Origin of the sequence: Citrobacter portucalensis (assembly GCF_023374935.1) — a bacterium.
GTDB lineage: Bacteria > Pseudomonadota > Gammaproteobacteria > Enterobacterales > Enterobacteriaceae > Citrobacter > Citrobacter portucalensis.
The window spans coordinates 2,402,361-2,423,518 of the sequence record NZ_CP092466.1 but is presented as its reverse complement, the minus strand read 5'-3'; the positions used below and the strand labels follow the sequence as shown (position 1 = coordinate 2,423,518).

At 51.0% G+C, this 21,158-nt stretch carries 19 protein-coding genes and 1 other annotated feature; of the genes, 9 read left to right on the top strand and 10 right to left on the bottom strand.

Features of this window, described 5'->3' with window-relative positions:
- Positions 1–33: 33 nt before the first annotated feature.
- Together cysB and topA are read right to left on the bottom strand one after the other, a co-directional pair.
- Positions 34–1,008, bottom strand: coding sequence for an HTH-type transcriptional regulator CysB (gene cysB / locus LY264_RS11810; RefSeq protein ID WP_003020610.1), 975 nt, complete (start codon positions 1,006–1,008; stop codon positions 34–36).
- Positions 1,009–1,216: 208 nt separating this feature from the next.
- The gene (topA, locus tag LY264_RS11805) at positions 1,217–3,814 is read right to left on the bottom strand and encodes a type I DNA topoisomerase (RefSeq protein ID WP_048224009.1); all 2,598 of its coding nucleotides are present in this window, start codon (positions 3,812–3,814) and stop codon (positions 1,217–1,219) included.
- Positions 3,815–4,212: 398 nt separating this feature from the next.
- On the opposite strand from topA, the gene LY264_RS11800 reads away from it, so the two are divergent.
- The gene (locus tag LY264_RS11800) at positions 4,213–4,464 is read left to right on the top strand and encodes a YciN family protein (RefSeq protein ID WP_003020616.1); all 252 of its coding nucleotides are present in this window, start codon (positions 4,213–4,215) and stop codon (positions 4,462–4,464) included.
- A 108-nt stretch (positions 4,465–4,572) separates the two neighbouring features.
- On the opposite strand, the gene sohB is transcribed toward LY264_RS11800, so the two are convergent.
- On the bottom strand, positions 4,573–5,619 hold the full coding sequence (gene sohB, locus LY264_RS11795; protein ID WP_032934465.1) for a protease SohB: 1,047 nt from the start codon (positions 5,617–5,619) through the stop codon (positions 4,573–4,575).
- 221 nt (positions 5,620–5,840) lie between these two features.
- On the opposite strand from sohB, the gene LY264_RS11790 reads away from it, so the two are divergent.
- Entirely contained in the window at positions 5,841–6,602 is a 762-nt protein-coding gene (locus LY264_RS11790; RefSeq protein WP_048216262.1) for a YciK family oxidoreductase, read from the top strand.
- Entirely contained in the window at positions 6,599–7,189 is a 591-nt protein-coding gene (gene cobO, locus LY264_RS11785; protein WP_003833333.1) for a cob(I)yrinic acid a,c-diamide adenosyltransferase, read from the top strand. Before LY264_RS11790 ends, cobO begins: the two co-directional genes overlap by 4 nt.
- Positions 7,190–7,272: 83 nt before the next feature.
- On the opposite strand, the gene rluB is transcribed toward cobO, so the two are convergent.
- The 3 genes from rluB to rnm form a co-directional block, all read right to left on the bottom strand.
- Positions 7,273–8,148: a 23S rRNA pseudouridine(2605) synthase RluB gene (gene rluB / locus LY264_RS11780; RefSeq protein ID WP_003020625.1), complete on the bottom strand. Its 876-nt coding sequence runs from the start codon at positions 8,146–8,148 to the stop codon at positions 7,273–7,275.
- Between the two features lie 100 nt (positions 8,149–8,248).
- On the bottom strand, positions 8,249–8,869 hold the full coding sequence (locus LY264_RS11775; RefSeq protein ID WP_003833336.1) for an L-threonylcarbamoyladenylate synthase: 621 nt from the start codon (positions 8,867–8,869) through the stop codon (positions 8,249–8,251).
- Positions 8,866–9,744 (bottom strand): RNase RNM, encoded by an 879-nt coding sequence (rnm, locus tag LY264_RS11770; protein WP_048224013.1) that lies wholly within the window; start codon positions 9,742–9,744, stop codon positions 8,866–8,868. The genes LY264_RS11775 and rnm overlap by 4 nt, the downstream gene beginning before the upstream one ends.
- A gap of 135 nt (positions 9,745–9,879) precedes the next feature.
- Between rnm and trpL the strand changes: the two genes are divergently transcribed.
- The 6 genes from trpL (at position 9,880) to trpA (ending at position 16,548) form a co-directional block, all read left to right on the top strand.
- Positions 9,880–9,924 carry a trp operon leader peptide gene (trpL, locus tag LY264_RS11765; RefSeq protein WP_012905981.1) on the top strand — a complete coding sequence of 15 codons (45 nt, stop codon included), beginning with the start codon at positions 9,880–9,882 and terminating at the stop codon, positions 9,922–9,924.
- Positions 9,901–9,995, top strand: a sequence feature (Trp leader region). It overlaps the preceding gene by 24 nt.
- Before the next feature lie 23 nt (positions 9,996–10,018).
- On the top strand, positions 10,019–11,581 hold the full coding sequence (trpE, locus tag LY264_RS11760; RefSeq protein ID WP_048224015.1) for an anthranilate synthase component I: 1,563 nt from the start codon (positions 10,019–10,021) through the stop codon (positions 11,579–11,581).
- Complete coding sequence (gene trpD, locus LY264_RS11755; RefSeq protein ID WP_003020639.1) at positions 11,581–13,176, top strand: bifunctional anthranilate synthase glutamate amidotransferase component TrpG/anthranilate phosphoribosyltransferase TrpD; 1,596 nt, start codon at positions 11,581–11,583, stop codon at positions 13,174–13,176. Before trpE ends, trpD begins: the two co-directional genes overlap by 1 nt.
- Before the next feature lie 3 nt (positions 13,177–13,179).
- Positions 13,180–14,538, top strand: coding sequence for a bifunctional indole-3-glycerol-phosphate synthase TrpC/phosphoribosylanthranilate isomerase TrpF (gene trpCF / locus LY264_RS11750; protein WP_048225768.1), 1,359 nt, complete (start codon positions 13,180–13,182; stop codon positions 14,536–14,538).
- Positions 14,539–14,548: 10 nt separating this feature from the next.
- Positions 14,549–15,742 carry a tryptophan synthase subunit beta gene (gene trpB, locus LY264_RS11745; RefSeq protein WP_003020645.1) on the top strand — a complete coding sequence of 398 codons (1,194 nt, stop codon included), beginning with the start codon at positions 14,549–14,551 and terminating at the stop codon, positions 15,740–15,742.
- The gene (gene trpA, locus LY264_RS11740) at positions 15,742–16,548 is read left to right on the top strand and encodes a tryptophan synthase subunit alpha (protein ID WP_048224017.1); all 807 of its coding nucleotides are present in this window, start codon (positions 15,742–15,744) and stop codon (positions 16,546–16,548) included. Before trpB ends, trpA begins: the two co-directional genes overlap by 1 nt.
- 32 nt (positions 16,549–16,580) lie before the next feature.
- Here trpA and LY264_RS11735 read toward each other — a convergent pair whose 3' ends face one another.
- The 4 genes from LY264_RS11735 to ompW all read right to left on the bottom strand — a co-directional run bounded on the left by LY264_RS11735 (position 16,581) and on the right by ompW (position 20,906).
- A complete protein-coding gene (locus tag LY264_RS11735) occupies positions 16,581–18,053 on the bottom strand; it encodes a GGDEF domain-containing protein (RefSeq protein ID WP_048224020.1) in 1,473 nt (490 codons plus the stop codon).
- 186 nt (positions 18,054–18,239) lie between these two features.
- Positions 18,240–18,515, bottom strand: coding sequence for a hypothetical protein (locus LY264_RS11730; RefSeq protein ID WP_048224021.1), 276 nt, complete (start codon positions 18,513–18,515; stop codon positions 18,240–18,242).
- A gap of 602 nt (positions 18,516–19,117) precedes the next feature.
- Entirely contained in the window at positions 19,118–19,834 is a 717-nt protein-coding gene (locus LY264_RS11725; RefSeq protein WP_003020658.1) for a YebC/PmpR family DNA-binding transcriptional regulator, read from the bottom strand.
- Between the two features lie 433 nt (positions 19,835–20,267).
- On the bottom strand, positions 20,268–20,906 hold the full coding sequence (gene ompW, locus LY264_RS11720; RefSeq protein ID WP_003833354.1) for an outer membrane protein OmpW: 639 nt from the start codon (positions 20,904–20,906) through the stop codon (positions 20,268–20,270).
- Positions 20,907–21,158: the final 252 nt, after the last annotated feature.

The window sequence follows — 21,158 nt, the reverse complement described above, 5'->3', positions numbered from 1 at the left end:
GGCTTACGGATACCGACAAGGTAACAACCGTTATTATTTCTCAGGCAATTTAATATCTTTAAACATGGCTTCAATATCATCGTTGGAACGTAGAGCCACCGCCGTGTCCACCACATCACGCGTCAGATGCGGCGCGAAACGTTGAATGAAATCATACATGTAACTGCGTAAGAAGGTGCTGCGACGAAAACCAATTTTGGTGGTGCTATGGCTGAAGATATCGTGCGCATCCACACGTACCAGGTCAGGATCGGAAACAGGATCAACCGCCATACTGGCAATTACACCCACGCCGAGCCCCAGACGGACATAGGTTTTAATAACATCGGCATCGGTCGCGGTAAAAACAATACGCGGCTCCAGACCCGCACGGTTAAACGCGGTGTCCAGCTCCGAACGCCCGGTAAATCCAAAGGTGTAGGTTACCAGTGGATACTGTGCCAGTTCCTCAATAGAAACCGAGGATTTTCCCGCCAGCGGATGATCCGGCGTGACGACAATCGAACGGTTCCAGTGGTAGCAAGGTAACATCACCAGATCGTCATACAGATGCAGGGCTTCCGTCGCGATGGCAAAATCCGCATTCCCTTTCGAGACGGCTTCGGCAATTTGCGTCGGCGATCCCTGATGCATATGCAATGAAACACGAGGATATCGCTCAATAAAACCTTTAATCACGTTCGGCAAAGCGTAACGTGCCTGGGTGTGCGTGGTGGCGATATACAGCGAGCCTTTATCCGGCCAGGTATGTTCGCCAGCAACGGACTTAATAGCATCTACCTTAGACAGTACTTCGCGCGCAATACGGATAACTTCCTGCCCCGCAGGCGTAACCTGGGTCAGATGCTTACCGCTACGGGCGAAAATCTGGATGCCAAGTTCATCTTCCAGCATACGAACTTGCTTACTGATACCGGGCTGAGAGGTATAAAGCCCTTCCGCCGTTGAGGAGACATTAAGGTTGTGGTTCACCACCTCAACAATGTAGCGAAGCTGCTGTAATTTCATGTTATGCCATCCCGATTCGCGCCATCAAGTCATCGTTTCAGTGCAGGCTCGTGGGCGCTGCTAATACGATTTAATAATAAAAAGTCTGTTAACTATAACCACTATATCATTTATATGTACGCTGTATAGGTATGACAAAAAATAATATGCCAGAAACAAAAAGGGCCGCTTACGCGACCCTTTGAGGAGAAATTCAGCCGAAACGCTGTTATTTCTTCCCTTCTACCCATTTACCGTCAACGAAGAACGCGGACCAGCCAGTCGCCTTACCGTCTTTCTCAGCGGTAACGTATTGCTGCTTGGTTTTACGGCTGAAACGAACCATAGACTTGTTACCATCCGGGTCAGTTTGCGGCGCATCTGCCAGATAACGCAGTTTTTCCGGCAGGCGATCGCGGAAGCGGTACAACTCTTCCACCAACGGCGCACGAGTCTCACGTGATTTCGGGAACGTATTGGCCGCCAGGAAGATACCTGCAGCACCATCACGTAACACGAAATACGCGTCAGATTTTTCACACGGCAGTTCCGGTAGCGGAACCGGATCTTCTTTCGGCGGAGCAACTTCACCGTTACGCAGGATCTTACGGGTATTTTTACACTCGTCGTTGGTACACGCCATGTATTTGCCGAAACGTCCCATTTTCAGGTGCATTTCAGAACCACATTTTTCGCACTCTACGATAGGACCGTCATAACCCTTGATACGGAATTCACCCTCTTCGATCTCGTAGCCGTCGCAGGTTGGGTTATTACCACACACATGCAATTTACGCTTAGGATCGATGAGATAACTGTCCATTGCCGTACCGCACTTCTGGCAGCGGCGTTTGGCGCGCAATGCGTTCGTTTCCGCGTCATCGCCTTCCAGCACGTTCAATACTTCGTTTTCCGGCACCAGGTTAATGGTGGTTTTGCAACGCTCTTTCGGGGAAAGTGCGTAGCCGGAGCAACCAAGGAAAACGCCGGTACTGGCGGTACGAATACCCATCTTGCGTCCGCAGGTCGGGCAATCAATGCTGGTCAGCACCATCTGGTTCGGACGCATACCGCCTTCTTCAGGATCTTTCTCGGCTTTATCTAACTGCTGAGTAAAATCAGTGAAGAAGTTGTCGAGTACGCCCTTCCATTCGGCTTCGTGATTCGCCACCTGGTCGAGGCTGTCTTCCATCTGCGCGGTAAAATCGTAGTTCATCAGCTCGCGGAAGTTTTCTTCCAGACGATCGGTGACGATTTCACCCATTTTTTCAGCGTAGAAGCGACGGTTTTCAACGCGAACATAACCGCGATCCTGAATCGTAGAGATGATCGACGCATAGGTGGATGGACGACCAATGCCACGCTTTTCAAGCTCTTTAACCAGCGAAGCTTCACTGAAGCGTGCAGGCGGCTTGGTGAAGTGCTGCGCAGGTGTCAGCTCGATAAGCGTCAAGGTATCGCCTTTGTCCACCGCCGGTAAGATGCGATCTTCATCGCCCTTACGCAGTGCTGGCATCACTTTGGTCCAACCATCGAAGCGCAGAATACGACCACGCGCTTTCAGACGGAAATCACCCGCACCCACGGTCAGGGTGGTAGAGTCATATTTCGCTGGCGTCATCTGACAAGCTACAAACTGGCGCCAGATCAGCTGATACAGTTTTTGCGCATCGGCTTCCATATCTTTCAGCGACTCCGCCAGTACGGCGACATCGGAAGGACGGATAGCTTCGTGTGCTTCCTGCGAGTTCTCTTTGCTGGCGTACTGGTTCGCGCTCTCCGGCAAATATTTTTTGCCAAAATTATCACTGATGTAATCGCGAACCATGGTGACAGCATCCTGGCTCAGGTTGGTTGAGTCAGTACGCATGTAAGTGATGTAACCCGCTTCATACAAGCGCTGCGCCATCATCATGGTTTTCTTCACACCAAAGCCCAGACGCGTGCTCGCAGCCTGCTGTAGCGTGGAGGTAATGAACGGTGCGCTCGGCTTGCTGCTTGTCGGTTTATCTTCACGTTCCAGGACGCTATAGCGCGCTTTTTCCAACAGGCTAACGGCGGCAAGCGTTTGTTCCCGATTTACAGGACGGAACGGTTTGTCATTTTGATGCGTCACCTCAAGCGGCAACGCGTCGCCGCCCGGCGTGGTCGTGTTAGCATCAATTTCCCAGAACTCTTCTGGAACAAATGCTTTGATTTCGCGTTCACGCTCAACCACCAGACGCACAGCCACAGACTGTACGCGACCGGCAGACAGACCACGCGCAATTTTTTTCCACAGCAGTGGCGACACCATATAGCCCACAACACGGTCCATAAAGCGGCGCGCCTGTTGCGCATTAACACGATCGATGTTCAACTCGCCCGGTTTTTCAAACGCCTGGCGAATAGCATTTTTGGTAATTTCGTTAAACACCACGCGGCTGTAGCGGGTGTCGTCGCCACCGATGACTTCCCGCAGGTGCCATGCAATGGCTTCCCCTTCGCGGTCAAGGTCGGTTGCGAGATAGATGTGGTCGGCTTTTTCAGCCAGTTGCTTCAGTTCAGAAACAACTTTCTCTTTACCAGGCAGCACTTCATAGCGCGCATCCCAGTTGTGCCACGGGTCAACACCCATACGGTTGACGAGAGCGCCACGTTCATCCTTTTTGGGCTTTTTAGCCGTTTTGGTGGAGGTTGAGTCGGCGCTCTTTTTAGTTGCTGAGCCACTGGTCGGCAAATCACGGATATGACCGACGCTGGATTTCACCACGTAGTCATTACCCAGATACTTGTTGATCGTTTTGGCTTTTGCCGGGGACTCAACGATGACAAGAGCTTTACCCATATTCACCTTTACCTAATTTGATTCTTCCAGAATGCGTCGCACGTTGATTCACCTTCCACTGGCGACGAGACATCGATATGGTCTCTGCGTCGGCGGATATCAACCCCTTAAACTGTTTCGCGCTTGTAATGTAACTCTCATGTGACTGAGTTAACAGGCTTTTTTTCTCACAAACGCTCTAGCACGACGAAGTATTGGTCGAATGTCAAGCAAATCTGTTGCCAGATTGACGAAAGCGTCACACTGTACCTGATAAAATGCGTTACGCAACTTTATTAGCATGCAAAAACAAATCTCGCCAGTTGTAACACTGTCGTAAAACCTTCATTTATGTCAGGGAATATTTGCCCATAAGGCGGGCTCAGCGTAGACTAATGTCCTTGTTTAAGGAGTAAATCATGCATAAAGACACTCAACCCATCGATCGCGAAACACTGCTGATTGAAGCCAACAAAATCATTCGTGAGCATGAGGACACGCTGGCGGGGATTGTCGCCACCGGCGTTACGCAGCGAAACGGCGTGCTGGTTTTCAGCGGAGATTACTTTTTAGACGAGCAAGGGCTACCAACGCCCAAAAGTACGGCTGTGTTTAATATGTTTAAACACCTGGCGCACGTACTTTCTGAAAAGTATCACTTGATCGATTAACTCGAGAAATAATTTGCCGGATGGCGGCAACGCCTTATCCAGCCTACATTGATGCCTATTTGTAGGCCGGATAGGATATGTGAGCATCGCTATCCGGCAATGACAATTTTACATCAGTGGCTTCTGCCCCCGCTGCCACCAGCGCATCAGCAAACGATCGGCGCTCTCCGCCGCACTACCGGTAAAACGATCCATCAGCTTTTTACGCTGCAGATAGCGAACGTTCAACACTTCACGACCTTCCATCAGCCCGAGGATCACCTCATCGCTGGTATTGATCTCATCCACCAGCCCATTTGCCAGCGCCTGTTGACCAAACCAGTGTTCACCCGTGGCAACCTGCTCAATGTCCAGAGTCGGGCGCATACGATGGACAAAATCTTTAAACAAATGATGTGTTTCGTTCAGATCTTCACGGAATTTCTGCCGCCCTTCTTCCGTGTTCTCGCCAAGCAACGTCAGCGTACGCTTGTACTGTCCGGCGGTGTGCAGTTCGATATCAATATCTTTCCCTTTCAGGAAGCGGTTAAAGTTCGGGATCTGCGCCACCACGCCAATTGAGCCGACGATAGCAAACGGCGCCGAAACAATTTTATCTGCCACGCAGGCCATCATATATCCGCCGCTCGCAGCGACTTTATCTACCGTGACGGTCAGTGGGATCTGCTTATCGCGCAGGCGTTGTAACTGGGACGCAGCCAGGCCATAACCATGTACCACACCGCCCGGGCTTTCCAGACGAACCACCACCTGATCCTGAGGTTTAACAACCGCCAGCACCGCCGTCACCTCTTCACGTAATGCGCTGACCTCATGGGCATCCATACTGCCTTTAAAATCAAGCACCCATACACGAGGTTTATCTGATGACGTACTGTCACCCAGTTTCGCTTTTGCCTTGGCGGCCTTCGCCTCCAGCTTCTGTTTCTTTTTCTGCGCCTTATGCCAGAATTTTTGCTGATGCCCATCCAATAAGGCCAGCGACAGATCTTCCTTCATCTCTTTATATTGATCGCTGAGGTTAATAACCCGCAATTCCCCACGCTGACGTTTGCGTTGTGTCGCGTTTACGATCAGCATCACCACCACTGCAATAGCCACCACGACAGTGACAATTTTTGCCAAAAACAGCCCATATTCAGACAACAATTCCACAAGACCCACCTTGGTTAAACAACGCGACTTCCGCTCAGTGTACAACAGGTGTGTCACCTCGTCTTGCTTCATACATCCAGTGCTGAATCAGTAAAAAGCATGACAAAGCGTTCATTTTGCGGTGTTATTGCCTTTGGCTGATTGAAAAAGAACAGGGTTTAAGGCATAAAGCCCAAAAGTTATTGCGAACGAGATGGCCAGGGCGTCGCCGAGGAGTAGCCGTGCATTACCAACCTAAACAAGACCTTTTACAGGGCCGCATTATTCTTGTCACCGGTGCCAGCGATGGTATCGGACGCGAAGCCGCGCAGACCTATGCACGCTATGGCGCGACCGTTATCCTGCTTGGGCGTAACGAAGAAAAACTGCGTCAGGTTGCCCGCACTATCGCCGATGAAAACGGAACACAACCACAGTGGTTTACACTGGATTTACTGACCTGTACCTCTGAAGAATGTCACCAGCTTGCGCAACGCATTGCCGCACATTTCCCGCGTCTGGATGGCGTACTGCATAACGCCGGATTACTCGGCGATATTTGCCCAATGAGTGAACAAAACCCGCTGGTCTGGCAGGATGTGATGCAGGTAAATGTGAATGCCACTTTTATGCTGACTCAGGCATTGCTGCCGTTGTTACTCAAATCCGATGCCGGATCGCTGGTCTTTACCTCTTCCAGCGTTGGCCGCCAGGGACGCGCCAATTGGGGTGCATATGCCACCTCAAAATTTGCAACCGAAGGGATGATGCAGGTTCTGGCTGATGAGTATCAAAACCGTCATCTGCGCGTAAACTGTATCAATCCTGGTGGAACACGAACAGGTATGCGAGCCAGTGCATTCCCCACGGAAGATCCACAAAAATTGAAAACTCCCGCCGATATTATGCCGCTCTACCTGTGGCTGATGGGCGATGACAGCCGCCGTAAAACCGGTATGACTTTTGACGCCCAGCCGGGCCGTAAACCAGGAATTGCCCAATGAGTGAAGAACGCTATCAGCAACGTCAACAGCGCGTAAAAGATCGGGTTGACGCACGCGTTGCCGCCGCTACGGACGAGCGCGGGATCATCATCGTATTCACCGGAAATGGTAAGGGTAAAACCACCGCCGCATTCGGTACCGCCACGCGCGCGGTGGGCCACGGTAAAAAAGTCGGCGTCGTGCAATTTATTAAAGGTACGTGGCCAAACGGAGAACGTAACTTGCTTGAACCCCACGGCGTAGAGTTTCAAGTTATGGCAACAGGATTTACCTGGGAAACGCAAAACCGTGAGTCCGACACCGCGGCCTGTATGGCCGTGTGGGAACACGGCAAGCGGATGTTAGCCGACGATGAACTGGATATGGTGGTGCTGGACGAGCTGACCTATATGGTGGCATACGACTATCTGCCGCTTGAAGAGGTCATCACTGCCCTAAACGCGCGCCCTGCTCATCAAACGGTGATTATCACCGGCCGTGGATGTCATCGCGATATTCTGGAGTTAGCGGATACAGTCAGCGAGCTGCGCCCGGTCAAGCATGCGTTTGAAGCGGGCGTGAAGGCCCAGATAGGGATTGATTACTGACAGTAGGCCGGATAAGGCGCTTGCGCCGCATCCGGCTCCACGCTAACGCCTGATGGCGCTTTGCTTATCAGGCCTACTCATAATTAACCGTTGTTGCTACGACCACCCGGACGACGGCTGCTACCGACCTGTGAGTGGCGCTTCACCGCACGACGGATCTGATTTGCCTTCATGCGACGACGATCTTTCTCGACGGCAACTTTAGAGGTCGTTTCCGGCTTCAGTTCCACCAGTTCACGCAGATAGTTGGTCTGCGCGAGGTCAAGCTCGGTCCAGCCACCACGCGGCAGGCCTTTCGGCAGCGGGATATCACCGTAACGAACACGAATAAGACGGCTTACCTGTACACCTACAGCTTCCCACAGGCGACGGACTTCACGGTTACGCCCTTCGGTCAGCGTGACGTTATACCACTGGTTGATCCCTTCACCACCGCTGAACTTGATCGTTTTAAATGCCGCCGGACCATCTTCCAGCTGTACACCACGACTCAGATCGCGCAGTTTTGCATCATCAACCTGACCAAACACACGTACCGCATATTCACGTTCAACTTCACGGCTTGGGTGCATCAGACGGTTAGCCAGTTCACCATCGGTGGTAAACAGCAGTAAACCGCAGGTATTCACGTCCAGACGCCCTACGGCAATCCAGCGCGCATCACGCAGTTTTGGCAAACGATCGAACACGGTCGGACGACCTTCCGGGTCGTTGCGGGTACACAGTTCACCCTCTGGTTTGTAATAGGCCAGAACGCGGCAGATTTGCTCTGCAGACTCTTTAACCGAAATCAGATGACCGTCGATACGGATTTTCAGACCCGGAGTGACTTCAACGCGATCGCCGAGCGTGGCAATTTTGCCATCAACGCTCACGCGACCCGCGGCAATAATAGATTCGATTTCACGGCGAGAACCGTGGCCAGCGCGTGCCAGCACTTTTTGTAACTTTTCGCTCATAGAGCTTCCTTTAGATGTCGCCTTCACAGGCGTCGAACAGGAGAATCAACGGCGCCAGTCAGCGCCATTTTAAGGCCGCGTAGTATAGCGGTTCGCGCCCTTATAAGAAAGGTTTAACGTCGCCGACGCCTTCACGCAACACCACCGGGGAATCGTCGGTTAAATCGATGACTGTGGTCGGCTGCTGACCGAGATAGCCACCGTGAATAATCAAATCCACCAGTTTTTCCAGACGGTCTTTAATCTCTTCCGGGTCTGACTCAGTAAATTCACTGCCCGGCAGCATCAGCGATGTAGAGAGCATCGGCTCGCCCAGTGCTTCCAGCAGCGCCAGCGCAATCGGATTCGATGGCACACGCAGGCCGATGGTCTTACGTTTTTCCTGCAACAAACGGCGCGGAACTTCTTTCGTCCCTTTCAGGATGAAGGTGTAGTTACCCGGCGTGTTGTTTTTAATTAAACGGAATGCCACGTTGTCGACAAACGAATAGGTCGACAGTTCGGACAGGTCACGACACATCAGCGTAAAGTTGTGCCCGTCCGGCAGATGACGGATGCGGCAAATGCGCTCCATGGCGCCTTTATCTTCAATTTTGCAGCCCAACGCATAGCCGGAATCGGTTGGATAGACGATCACCCCACCTTTACGCACGATTTCAACGGCCTGATTGATCAGTCGCTGCTGCGGGTTTTCGGGATGAATATAAAAAAACTGACTCATACTTTCCTCTCTGTGATCTCGGGCTGCTCCCAAAGTTGCCAGACGCCTTCTACGCCTGCGGGCAACCAAAGTTTACGACCCAACTCAATCCATGGGCAGGGTAGATGAAAATCAGACCCTTGCGATGCCCACAGTTGATGCGAACGCGCAAGCGTCGCCAGATGGGTGCGTTCATTGGGCGACTGCTGGCACTGTGCTACTTCCATCGCGTCGCCGCGATGTTCAGCAAAATGCGAAACCAGTCTTTTCAGCCACTTAGCGCTAAGATCGTACCGCCCAGGATGAGCCAGAACAGCCTTACCGCCAGAATGATGAATGACATCAATAGCTTGTTCTATTGTACACCACTGTGGCGGAACGTAACCGGTTTTCCCACGGGCAAGATATTTTTTAAAGACATCCGCCATGGTTGTGGCTTTTCCGCATTCCATCAGGAAACGCGCAAAATGGCCCCGCGTAACCGCCCCGCCATCAGCCAGGCGTAACGCCCCTTCCCACGCGCCGGGGATATGCGCTTTGTCGAGTCGTTCGGCAATCAGGCGCGCACGCTGCTGACGACGTTCCGTTTGTTGCGCCAGAAACTCACACATCATGGGATGGGCGATATCAATGTTCAGACCCACTATATGGATCTCATGGTTTTCCCAGACCGTTGATATCTCTACGCCAGGGATCAAATTTAAGGCTAAACCTGAACGTGAAATTTCTTCTCTTGCCGCCGCAATGCCGGCCGTGGTGTCATGATCGGTGATCGCCAGTGTACCGACTCGCATCTCTACCGCACGGTGTACTAAGGCTTCTGGCGTTAACCGCCCATCGGAGGCTGTAGTATGACTGTGCAGGTCATAAATCACTGCGTAATTCGTGTCGCTCAAGGCGGCTCCCGTTTCAATAAATGTCGTATCACGCCCATCATAGCGGTTTCGACAAATATACTGAAATCAGGTGTTGACTTTATTCCATCGAACTAGTTAACTAGTACGCAAGTTCACATGAAGAAGGTATCTGAGATGAAAGCAACATTTGTTCTGCACGGTTGGTGGCGCACTTCCTGATTTCGGGCAGTGTCTTACGTCTGCAATATGCAACCAGATACCCGGCCCGCCAAATGAGCGGGCTTTTTTTTGAACAAAATTAATGAGAATAACGATGCAAACTCAAAAACCGACACTCGAACTGCTTGCCTGCGATGCCGCCTACCGTGAGAATCCGACGGCGTTGTTTCATCAGGTGTGTGGCGCACGTCCAGCAACACTGCTGCTGGAATCTGCAGACATCGACAGCAAAGACGATCTGAAGAGCCTGCTGCTGGTTGACAGCGCATTACGCATTACCGCTCTCGGTGACACTGTCACTATTCAGGCATTGTCCGCAAACGGCGCATCGCTGCTGCCCCTGCTGGATGCTGCCCTGCCCGCTGGCGTTGAGAACGAACAACAGCCGAATGGTCGTCATCTGCGATTCCCTGTCGTCAGCCCACTGCTCGATGAAGACGCCCGCTTATGCTCCCTGTCCGTATTTGATGCATTCCGTTTATTGCAGGAGCTGGTGAATGTTCCTGTGCAAGAACGTGAAGCGATGTTCTTTGGCGGTCTTTTTTCCTACGACCTGGTTGCCGGTTTTGAAGATTTACCTCAGCTTGAAGCGGGCAACCGTTGCCCTGACTACTGCTTCTATCTGGCAGAAACGCTGATGGTTATCGACCACCAGAAAAAAAGCACCCGTATTCAGTCCAGTATTTTTACCCCCAATGATGCGGAAAAACAGCGTCTTAACGCTCGGCTGGCGCAGTTGAGCCAGCAGCTTACCGAGCCTGCGCCACCGTTGCCGGTCACTGAAGTCCCGCAGATGCGCTGCGAGTGCAATCAGAGCGATGAAGAGTTTGGCGCCGTAGTTCGTGGCATGCAAAAAGCGATTCGCGCGGGCGAAATTTTCCAGGTGGTGCCATCCCGCCGTTTCTCGCTGCCCTGCCCATCTCCGCTGGCGGCCTACTATGTGCTGAAGAAAAGTAACCCCAGCCCATACATGTTTTTCATGCAGGACAACGATTTCACGCTGTTTGGCGCCTCCCCGGAAAGCTCGCTGAAATATGATGCCACCAGCCGCCAGATAGAGATCTACCCGATTGCTGGTACTCGCCCGCGCGGTCGTCGTGCGGACGGTTCGCTTGATCGCGATCTCGACAGCCGTATCGAGCTGGAGATGCGTACCGACCATAAAGAGCTTTCTGAGCACCTGATGCTGGTTGACCTTGCGCGTAACGACCTGGCGCGCATCTGTACGCCTGGCAGCCGCTATGTTGCTGACCTCACAAAAGTCGATCGTTACTCCTTCGTTATGCACCTGGTTTCGCGCGTGGTCGGCGAATTGCGTAGCGATCTGGATGTTCTGCATGCTTACCGCGCCTGTATGAATATGGGCACGTTAAGCGGAGCGCCAAAAGTTCGCGCCATGCAGCTTATCGCCGAGGCAGAGGGTCGTCGCCGTGGCAGCTACGGCGGTGCGGTAGGTTACTTCACGGCGCATGGCGATCTGGATACCTGTATTGTCATTCGCTCCGCCCTCGTGGAAGACGGTATTGCCACCGTACAAGCCGGTGCCGGGATTGTTCTGGATTCGGTACCGCAGTCTGAAGCCGATGAAACCCGTAATAAAGCGCGCGCGGTTCTGCGTGCTATCGCTACCGCGCACCACGCACAGGAGACCTTCTAATGGCTGACATTCTGCTGCTTGATAACATCGATTCTTTTACCTACAACCTGGCGGATCAGCTGCGTACTAATGGTCACAACGTGGTGATTTACCGCAACCATATTCCGGCCCAGACGTTGATTGATCGCTTAGCAACCATGAAAAATCCGGTGCTGATGCTTTCTCCAGGACCAGGTGCGCCAAGCGAGGCAGGTTGCATGCCGGAGCTGTTAACCCGTTTGCGCGGCAAGCTGCCAATCATCGGTATTTGTCTGGGACACCAGGCCATTGTTGAAGCCTATGGTGGATATGTGGGCCAGGCAGGAGAGATCCTGCACGGCAAAGCGTCCAGCATTGAACACGACGGTCAGGCGATGTTTGCTGGTCTGGCGAATCCGCTGCCGGTGGCACGCTATCATTCGCTGGTTGGCAGCAACGTACCTGCTGGATTGACCATTAACGCCCACTTTAACGGCATGGTGATGGCGGTGCGTCACGATACCGATCGTGTCTGCGGCTTCCAGTTCCATCCGGAATCAATTCTGACCACCCAAGGCGCGCGTTTGCTGGAACAAACGCTGGCCTGGGCGCAACAGAAGCTTGAACAAACTAATACGCTGCAACCCATTCTGGAGAAACTGTATCAGGCCCAGACGCTGTCCCAGCAGGAAAGCCACCAGCTGTTTTCCGCAGTCGTTCGCGGTGAACTGAAGCCGGAACAACTGGCTGCGGCGCTGGTGAGCATGAAAATTCGTGGCGAACACCCGAATGAAATTGCCGGTGCGGCAACCGCGCTGCTGGAAAACGCCGCCCCGTTCCCGCGCCCTGATTATCTGTTTGCCGATATTGTCGGTACCGGCGGCGACGGCAGCAACAGCATCAATATTTCTACCGCCAGCGCCTTTGTTGCAGCGGCTTGCGGACTGAAAGTTGCCAAACACGGCAACCGCAGCGTCTCCAGCAAGTCTGGCTCTTCGGATCTGTTAGCGGCATTTGGCATCAATCTGGATATGAACGCTGATAAATCCCGTCAGGCTCTAGATGACCTCGGGGTGTGCTTCCTGTTTGCGCCGAAATATCACACCGGTTTTCGCCATGCCATGCCGGTACGCCAGCAGTTGAAAACCCGCACGCTGTTTAACGTGCTCGGCCCGTTGATTAACCCGGCACATCCGCCGCTGGCGCTGATCGGCGTTTACAGCCCGGAACTGGTGCTACCGATTGCTGAAACGCTGCGTGTGCTGGGATATCAACGAGCAGCCGTGGTGCACAGTGGTGGCATGGACGAAGTTTCGCTGCATGCGCCGACCATTGTGGCAGAGCTGCACGATGGGGAAATCAAGAGTTATCAACTGACGGCAGAAGACTTTGGTTTGACGCCTTACCACCAGGAACAGCTGGCTGGCGGCACGCCGGAAGAAAACCGTGACATTCTTAGTCGCTTGTTACAAGGTAAAGGTGAAGCCGCTCATGAAGCTGCTGTTGCCGCGAATGTCGCCATGTTAATGCGCCTGCACGGTGAAGAAGATTTAAAAGCCAATGCGCAAACCGTGATTAATGTACTGCGTAGCGGTGCGGCCTATGACCGCGTCACTGCACTGGCAGCAAGAGGGTAAATGATGCAAACCGTTTTAGCGAAAATTGTCGCAGACAAGGCGATTTGGGTAGAAGCCCGCAAACAGCAACAACCGCTGGCCAGCTTTCAAAATGATGTTCAGCCTGGCTCACGTGATTTCTACGATGCGCTGCAAGGTGCACGCACCGCCTTTATTCTGGAATGCAAAAAAGCATCTCCATCAAAAGGCGTGATCCGTGATGACTTCGATCCGGCACAGATTGCGAGCATCTATAAACATTATGCTTCCGCGATCTCCGTACTGACCGATGAGAAGTATTTCCAGGGGAGCTTTGATTTCCTGCCTATCGTCAGCCGCATCGCACCGCAGCCGATTCTGTGCAAGGACTTTATTATCGATCCTTACCAGATTTACCTGGCGCGTTTCTACCAGGCGGACGCCTGTTTGCTGATGCTGTCGGTGCTCGATGATGAGCAATATCGTCAACTCGCCGCCGTCGCCCACAGCCTGAAAATGGGCGTACTGACCGAAGTCAGTAACGAAGAAGAGCTGGAGCGTGCTATCGCACTGGGCGCCAAAGTCGTTGGTATCAACAACCGTGATTTACGCGACCTGTCGATTGATCTGAATCGCACTCGTCAACTGGCACCGCGACTGGGTCACGGTGTGACCGTCATCAGCGAGTCCGGCATCAATACTTACGGTCAGGTGCGCGAGCTCAGCCACTTCGCCAACGGTTTTCTGATTGGCTCTGCGCTGATGTCGCATGACGATCTGCACACCGCCGTGCGTCGCGTACTGCTCGGCGAGAATAAAGTCTGCGGTTTAACCCGGGCTCAGGATGCAAATGCGGCATACGAAGCGGGCGCCATTTACGGCGGCTTGATTTTTGTCCCCACATCACCGCGCGCGGTCAACGTTGCACAGGCGCGAGAGGCCATGACCGGCGCGCCGCTGCAATACGTCGGGGTGTTTCGCAACTCAGATATTGCCGACGTGAGCGCAACAGCGGCGGAGCTGGGACTAACTGCCGTGCAACTGCACGGTAACGAAGACCAGTCCTATGTTGACGCCCTGCGCGACTTACTGCCCGCACAGGTGCAAATCTGGAAGGCACTCAGCGTCAGCGAGACGTTGCCAGCCCGTGATTATCAGCATGTCGATAAATACGTCTTCGACAACGGCCAGGGCGGCAGCGGTCAACGCTTCGACTGGTCACTTTTAGGCGGACAATCGCTGGATAACGTTTTACTGGCTGGCGGACTCGGCGCAGATAACTGCGTTGACGCGGCAAAAACCGGCTGTGCCGGTCTCGATTTCAATTCTGGCGTAGAGTCACAGCCGGGCATCAAAGATGCACGTCTTCTGGCTTCGGTCTTTCAGACGCTGCGCGCATATTAAGGAAAAGGACATGACAACATTACTCAATCCGTACTTTGGTGAATTTGGCGGTATGTATGTGCCACAGATTCTGATGCCTGCCCTGCGCCAGCTGGAAGAAGCTTTTGTCAGCGCACAAAAGGATCCTGAATTTCAGGCGCAGTTTACAGATCTGCTGAAAAACTATGCGGGTCGCCCAACCGCACTGACCAAGTGCCAGAACATTACTCAAGGCACCAACACAACGCTGTATCTCAAGCGTGAAGACTTACTGCACGGCGGCGCGCACAAAACCAACCAGGTGCTGGGTCAGGCGTTGCTGGCGAAGCGCATGGGTAAAACGGAAATCATCGCCGAAACAGGCGCGGGTCAGCACGGTGTTGCATCTGCTCTCGCCAGCGCACTGCTGGGGTTGAAATGCCGTATTTATATGGGCGCGAAAGATGTTGAACGTCAGTCGCCTAACGTTTTCCGTATGCGTTTGATGGGCGCTGAAGTTATCCCCGTTCACAGCGGTTCCGCAACGCTGAAAGATGCCTGTAACGAAGCGCTTCGCGACTGGTCTGGCAGCTACGATACCGCGCACTACATGCTCGGTACGGCGGCTGGTCCGCACCCCTTCCCGACCATTGTGCGTGAGTTCCAGCGCATGATCGGTGAAGAAACCAAGGCGCAGATTCTGGAAAAAGAAGGTCGTCTGCCGGACGCCGTTATCGCCTGCGTGGGTGGCGGTTCTAACGCCATCGGTATGTTCGCCGACTTTATTAATGAAACCAGCGTCGGTCTGATTGGCGTAGAGCCAGGCGGTCATGGGATTGAGTCTGGAGAACACGGCGCGCCGTTGAAGCATGGTCGTGTCGGGATTTACTTCGGCATGAAGTCCCCGATGATGCAGACCGAAGAAGGACAGATTGAAGAGTCTTACTCTATTTCTGCAGGACTGGACTTCCCGTCAGTTGGGCCACAGCATGCGTACCTGAACAGCATTGGTCGCGCTGATTATGTTTCAATCACCGATGATGAAGCACTGGAAGCCTTCAAAACGCTGTGTCTGCACGAGGGAATTATTCCGGCACTGGAGTCCTCCCATGCCCTGGCGCACGCGTTGAAAATGATGCGTGAGAATCCGGAAAAAGAGCAGTTACTGGTGGTTAATCTCTCCGGTCGCGGAGACAAAGACATTTTCACCGTACACGATATTCTGAAAGCGCGAGGGGAAATCTGATGGAACGTTACGAAAACCTGTTTGCACAGCTGAAGGACCGCAAAGAAGGCGCTTTTGTCCCCTTCGTAACCCTGGGCGATCCGTCTGTTGAGCAGTCACTGAAAATCATTGATACGCTGATTGAAGCCGGTGCCGACGCGCTTGAGCTCGGCATTCCGTTCTCCGATCCGCTGGCAGACGGTCCGACCATACAGGAAGCCACCCTGCGAGCGTTTGCCGCCGGCGTTACACCGTCGCAATGCTTTGAAATGCTGGCGCTGATTCGCCAGAAGCATCCGACGATTCCCATTGGGTTGCTGATGTATGCCAACCTGGTCTTTAGTAAGGGCATTGATGAATTTTACGCCCATTGTGAGAAAGTCGGTGTGGATTCTGTGTTGGTAGCCGATGTGCCGGTTGAGGAGTCAGCTCCGTTCAGAACTGCAGCGCTGCGCCACAACATCGCGCCGATTTTCATCTGCCCGCCGAACGCTGATGAAGAACTGCTACGCCAGATTGCCTCTTATGGTCGTGGCTACACTTATCTGCTTTCACGTGCAGGTGTGACCGGTGCCGAAAATCGTGCGGCATTACCGCTGCATCATCTGGTCGAAAAGCTGAAAGAATATGGTGCGCCACCTTCTTTACAGGGCTTTGGTATTTCTGCGCCTGAACAGGTCGCTGGTGCTATTGAAGCCGGTGCCGCCGGTGCAATTTCCGGCTCGGCAATTGTGAAAATCATTGAGAAAAATGTTGCGGCACCGGAACAGATGCTGGCTGAGCTGAAAGCGTTTGTCAGCGCGATGAAAGCCGCCACCCAGCAGTAAGTTAAATCAACCGCCAGAGACAGCTGGCGGTTTCACCCTTCTTTCGTGTGCTTCATTCTATACATAGCGCTATCCGCATTCTGAATGGCCACATCCAGTTCATCGTTCACCTCTGCAATTCCCCACGATACTGACAATGGCACGGTATGGCCATCCACCACAAACACATGGCTGGTCACCTGCCCACTAATACGTTGCGCGATTGCTATAGCGTCAGTTGCCTGCGATCGAAACAGCAGAATCATAAATTCATCCCCGCCGGTACGAATCACAATATCGTGACTGGTGCGGGTGTTTGACAGCATTCTGTTGGCGATAATTTGCAGCGCACGATCGCCTGCCGCGTGGCCCCAGGTGTCATTGACGGCCTTGAACTTATTACAGTCAAGTAGCACCACCGAGCAGTGTGATAAATCCCGACGCTTGATGATGTCGAGAATTCGGCGGTTAAAACAGCCGGTCAGAGTATCGATATAAACTTTTAGGTCGCTTTCGTTTAGCCATGACTTTAACGAGAAGCTAATGATGATGAAAAAGAACGGCGCCAGCAGGATAACAATCCCGGCATGTGCGTCGCGCGCCATAAAACGGCCTAATGAAAGCGAATAGTGCAGCGCATATTTCTCCGAAAAATTACGCACCATAAAGCGGGATTGACCGGTACATTTACCGGATAAACAGAGACTCTCATGGTTTGTTAAATTCACCAACTCCACATTCAGCTCCGGTGGAATTTGGTTGTCAAATGCCTGGGCTAACGCTTCCTGCAATTCGGGCTTTGAATGGTCATAGACCAGATAGGCTACGATTTGGTCTGATATCTCTTTGCCAGACAGATCGTAGATATAACTCACCACGCTGTAAGCTTTTTCACCGGTAATTTTATCGGTATAAAAATTCGTCGAACTAAGGGCTTTGTTTTTGACGTTTTTTTGCAGTAATCGGGTATAGAAATCGACGGGCGGGTAGAAAAATTGAGTGATATCCCGTGCCATTTCAGAATTAGAGAAACTGAAATTGCGCGAATCGGAAGCCATAAACCAGTAAAAATAATCTGAATTTTTGGCGATGATATAACGATGTGCATCGAAGCTGCCGGGGTTTAGCTCATTGACCATACCACGAATAAATTCAGCCGCTGTATACATACACAGCGCTTCGTGGCTGGTTTGCTGGGCAACCATTGTCCCCGTTGCCGAATGCAGCCGCTTTGGGTCGGCGTTAATTCCCCATTCATCCTCATCCCGGAGAGCAAATTTTGAAATATCGCCGCATTGTTCCCCCGTTTTGATATGGTGATAGCGCTCGCCAATCGCATCGGCGATCAGCTCGTTATCGTTAAAAATGTCCATCATGCGCGCTTGCAGGCGGTTGACACCTTCGCTGGCAGCGGCCATTCGCTGTTCATAAATAATAAACAGAAACAACGACGTAAATACCAACGTAATGAGCCCTGATACCAGCAGTGCCTGCCTGTTTCTGAGCTTATCCTGCACAATCTTCACGAGTCCACCCTGATAGTTAACAGTATTGCCAAATCGGTTACCCGTTTATGTTGTTGCATAACAGCGTTGTACGTTGATAGAGAATGTTCGCCACCCCGAAGCAGGTAAGTTGATGTAGCCCACAGCCGCGCGCTTAGGTTACAGTTTTATACAATAAAAGCACATATTTGTTAACATAATCGCAAACTAATCATCACCTACAATAGGATACCCTGCCCGTCGAATGGCCTCGCGGCAGTCGTTTACGCCTGCGGCATAGCCCGCCTCAATCTCACAAACCGGACTGGCGCTGCAATAAGGTAGTGTAACCGGAGTCGCAATAAGTTTCTCCAGCGCCTCAATTTTATCCATGTAAAGCAATAACTCACGTGCAGCACTCACGGCAAACGCTGCCGTTTGATCTTCGGAGAACGGTTCCAGAAGTGTGATTTTTTGCTGTAGCAGATGGCGGGTCAACATCATCAGCAATACCCTCAATGTTGTTTTGCTTAAAGAGTAGCACTACATCAAAGGGAGAAAGGTAGGATGGGATTGTTTAAACGATGGGTCGAGGTAAGGATATTGTCTGAAAACGGTAACAGACAGCTCCGTGCTAATCTCTGGCGAAGATCAGATAATTTAGTTGATGACGATGGAAAATATCCGAGTTTGTAATACTAGTACACTCATTGTTTCCATACTGCCTGAGCCTGTCAATCATTGGACTATTCTGAGCAAGAAGCGGACCACATTATCTAATGAAAAGCTTCACTGATAATGTCGGGACAGTGATGAGTGAGAAACTCACGTTGTGCTTACACCAGGATTATCTGGAATGATGGAGTTAACATCTCAATTGTTCATAGCGGCGCTGAGTAGATGCAGGATATCGCGGGGCATATTGGACGTATAACGTTTATCGCGTACCTAAGAAGTTAAGACCATAGGTTTTAATTATTACATTTTTTAAGATAGTGGTTTTTATCTGTTTTTTAGAATTGCCATACCTGGCTAGATATTCTTATTCATAACAACTTTATGAGTTAAAAAAATCTGCCATAATGACAGATTCTTTTAATCTATCATTAGAGATTAGCAACGTTATGATATACTTTTTGAACATCATCGTCATCTTCAAGGGCATCAACAAGCCCTGCAAAGACTTCTAAATCTTCTGGTGAAAGTTCAATTTCTGATTGAGCAATCATCTCTAATTCTGTGGTAGAGAATTCAGTAATCCCTGCGGCTTTTAAAGCTGCAATGCCTTTGTGAAGATCTGTAGATTCTGTATAAATAACGATGTTTCCTTCTTCTTCGGTTACATCACGAACATCTACTTCAGCATTAAGCAAAATTTCAAAGATGTGGTCAGGATCTGTCCCTTCAAATACAATCACTCCGGTATTATCAAACATATAGCTGACAGAACCAGCCGCTCCGATATTCCCGCCTTTTTTATTAAAAATTGAGCGGACATTAGCAATCGTACGGTTAACATTTGAAGTCAATGTTTCAGCGATAATCAGTGAGCCACTGGGACCAAAACCTTCATAACGCCCTTGCACGAACGTTTCATCGCTGCCGCCTTTGGCTTTATCAATGGCTTTATCAATAACGTGTTTTGGAACCTGCGCTTGTTTAGCACGTTCAATAACGAATTTTAAAGATGTATTTAATTCTGGGTCTGGTTCGCCTTGTTTAGCAGCAGCATAAATTTCGACACCAAATTTTGCATATACATTAGACGTTGCACCGTCTTTAGCTGTTTTTTTAGCAACAATATTTGCCCACTTACGTCCCACTGGAATGATCTCCTCAAAAATTCATTTACATAGCCGACAGGTAAATAACCTAGCATTACATTATATCATGACGTATAAATCCTCGTCTATTAAAAATGAAAATATTAGAATTTTACGATATGTTACTTTAATTTTATCAATAGTTAACATTGTTGATAAATTATCCTCTGGTTCTTTTTTGTTCTTAATAAATGGTCCGCAGCAATAATGCATAAGAGAAGAGAAACAAAAGTAATATTCCAGACAAACACTTCTACTATTAAAGTTGCTGCTGCACTGCTTATAGCGAGGTATCGACACACAAATTTTGTCAGGCCAGAGGCGCAAAATAATGGCCGATCAAGACAACGACACGCGCGGAAAAGAATGAAAAAAACTGGTCATTTGATGACCAGTTTTGCAGAAAGGTTTTGCAGGGGTTTTGCAGAAGAACTTAAAAACGATAACCCGCAGAGAACATAAACACCCACGGGTCAAGGCGTACGCTGTCTCGCTGCTGTACACCGCCCATTTTATAACTTGCGGTGGTGTCGATATCCATGTACCAGACCGACATGTTAATCAGCCAGTCGCGGTTAATCAGATAGTCCATACCGACTTGCCCTGCTGCACCCCAGGAATCTTTCAGGCTCAGATCCGATAACCCCGTTTCTTTACCGTTATCGTTAAAGCCTTCATCGAAGAAGGTCGTGTAGTTCACCCCAACACCTACGTACGGACGCAGTTTACTGCTGGAGTCACCGAAGTACCACTGCGCCATTAACGTCGGCGGTAGATGATGTACGGTGGCAATATCACCCGTTGCAGCAGTGCCGATTTTATGGCGGAACGGCGTAGCTGCCAGTAATTCAACACCGATATTGTCGGTTGCCATGTAGGTAAATGTCAGACCTAACTGCGTGTTATTGCTGACATCAAAGCCACCTAAGCTGCCCAGCGTACCACCTGCACCTTCCGTCGGCCTGACGGTGGCTGAACCTGCACGAATAAAGAATTCTCCAGCTTCATGCGCAAATGCGTTACCAGAGAGAAGAGTTGTTAAAGCCAATGCTGCAACTGTTAATTTTTTCATGTCCGCTCCATCGTTATGGTTATAAAAGCGGAACGAATATACCCACATTGGAGTAATAAGTGATCTAACATGGATCACATTGACTTTGATAATTTAACATTTATTGATCCAGATTAAGTTAGAACTTGCATTCAAAATCCAGGTTAAATTAATTCAGATCAATTTTGATATATTTTCAATGTGCAAGTACCTCCAGCTCATTGCTGATGGGTGATGGATATCTGCGCGTGATGCGCAGATAACAAACAGCGT

What these genes read in the sequence shown, in the direction of transcription:
- trpCF (WP_048225768.1), top strand. Translation starts at nt 13,180, where the DNA reads ATGCAAACCGTTTTAGCGAAAATTGTCGCAGACAAGGCGATTTGGGTA.
- LY264_RS11730 (WP_048224021.1), bottom strand. Translation starts at nt 18,515, where the DNA reads ATGATGTTGACCCGCCATCTGCTACAGCAAAAAATCACACTTCTGGAA.
- LY264_RS11775 (WP_003833336.1), bottom strand. Translation starts at nt 8,869, where the DNA reads ATGAGTCAGTTTTTTTATATTCATCCCGAAAACCCGCAGCAGCGACTG.
- trpE (WP_048224015.1), top strand. Translation starts at nt 10,019, where the DNA reads ATGCAAACTCAAAAACCGACACTCGAACTGCTTGCCTGCGATGCCGCC.
- cysB (WP_003020610.1), bottom strand. Translation starts at nt 1,008, where the DNA reads ATGAAATTACAGCAGCTTCGCTACATTGTTGAGGTGGTGAACCACAAC.
- trpB (WP_003020645.1), top strand. Translation starts at nt 14,549, where the DNA reads ATGACAACATTACTCAATCCGTACTTTGGTGAATTTGGCGGTATGTAT.
- cobO (WP_003833333.1), top strand. Translation starts at nt 6,599, where the DNA reads ATGAGTGAAGAACGCTATCAGCAACGTCAACAGCGCGTAAAAGATCGG.
- rluB (WP_003020625.1), bottom strand. Translation starts at nt 8,148, where the DNA reads ATGAGCGAAAAGTTACAAAAAGTGCTGGCACGCGCTGGCCACGGTTCT.
- LY264_RS11800 (WP_003020616.1), top strand. Translation starts at nt 4,213, where the DNA reads ATGCATAAAGACACTCAACCCATCGATCGCGAAACACTGCTGATTGAA.
- trpA (WP_048224017.1), top strand. Translation starts at nt 15,742, where the DNA reads ATGGAACGTTACGAAAACCTGTTTGCACAGCTGAAGGACCGCAAAGAA.
- ompW (WP_003833354.1), bottom strand. Translation starts at nt 20,906, where the DNA reads ATGAAAAAATTAACAGTTGCAGCATTGGCTTTAACAACTCTTCTCTCT.
- trpD (WP_003020639.1), top strand. Translation starts at nt 11,581, where the DNA reads ATGGCTGACATTCTGCTGCTTGATAACATCGATTCTTTTACCTACAAC.
- topA (WP_048224009.1), bottom strand. Translation starts at nt 3,814, where the DNA reads ATGGGTAAAGCTCTTGTCATCGTTGAGTCCCCGGCAAAAGCCAAAACG.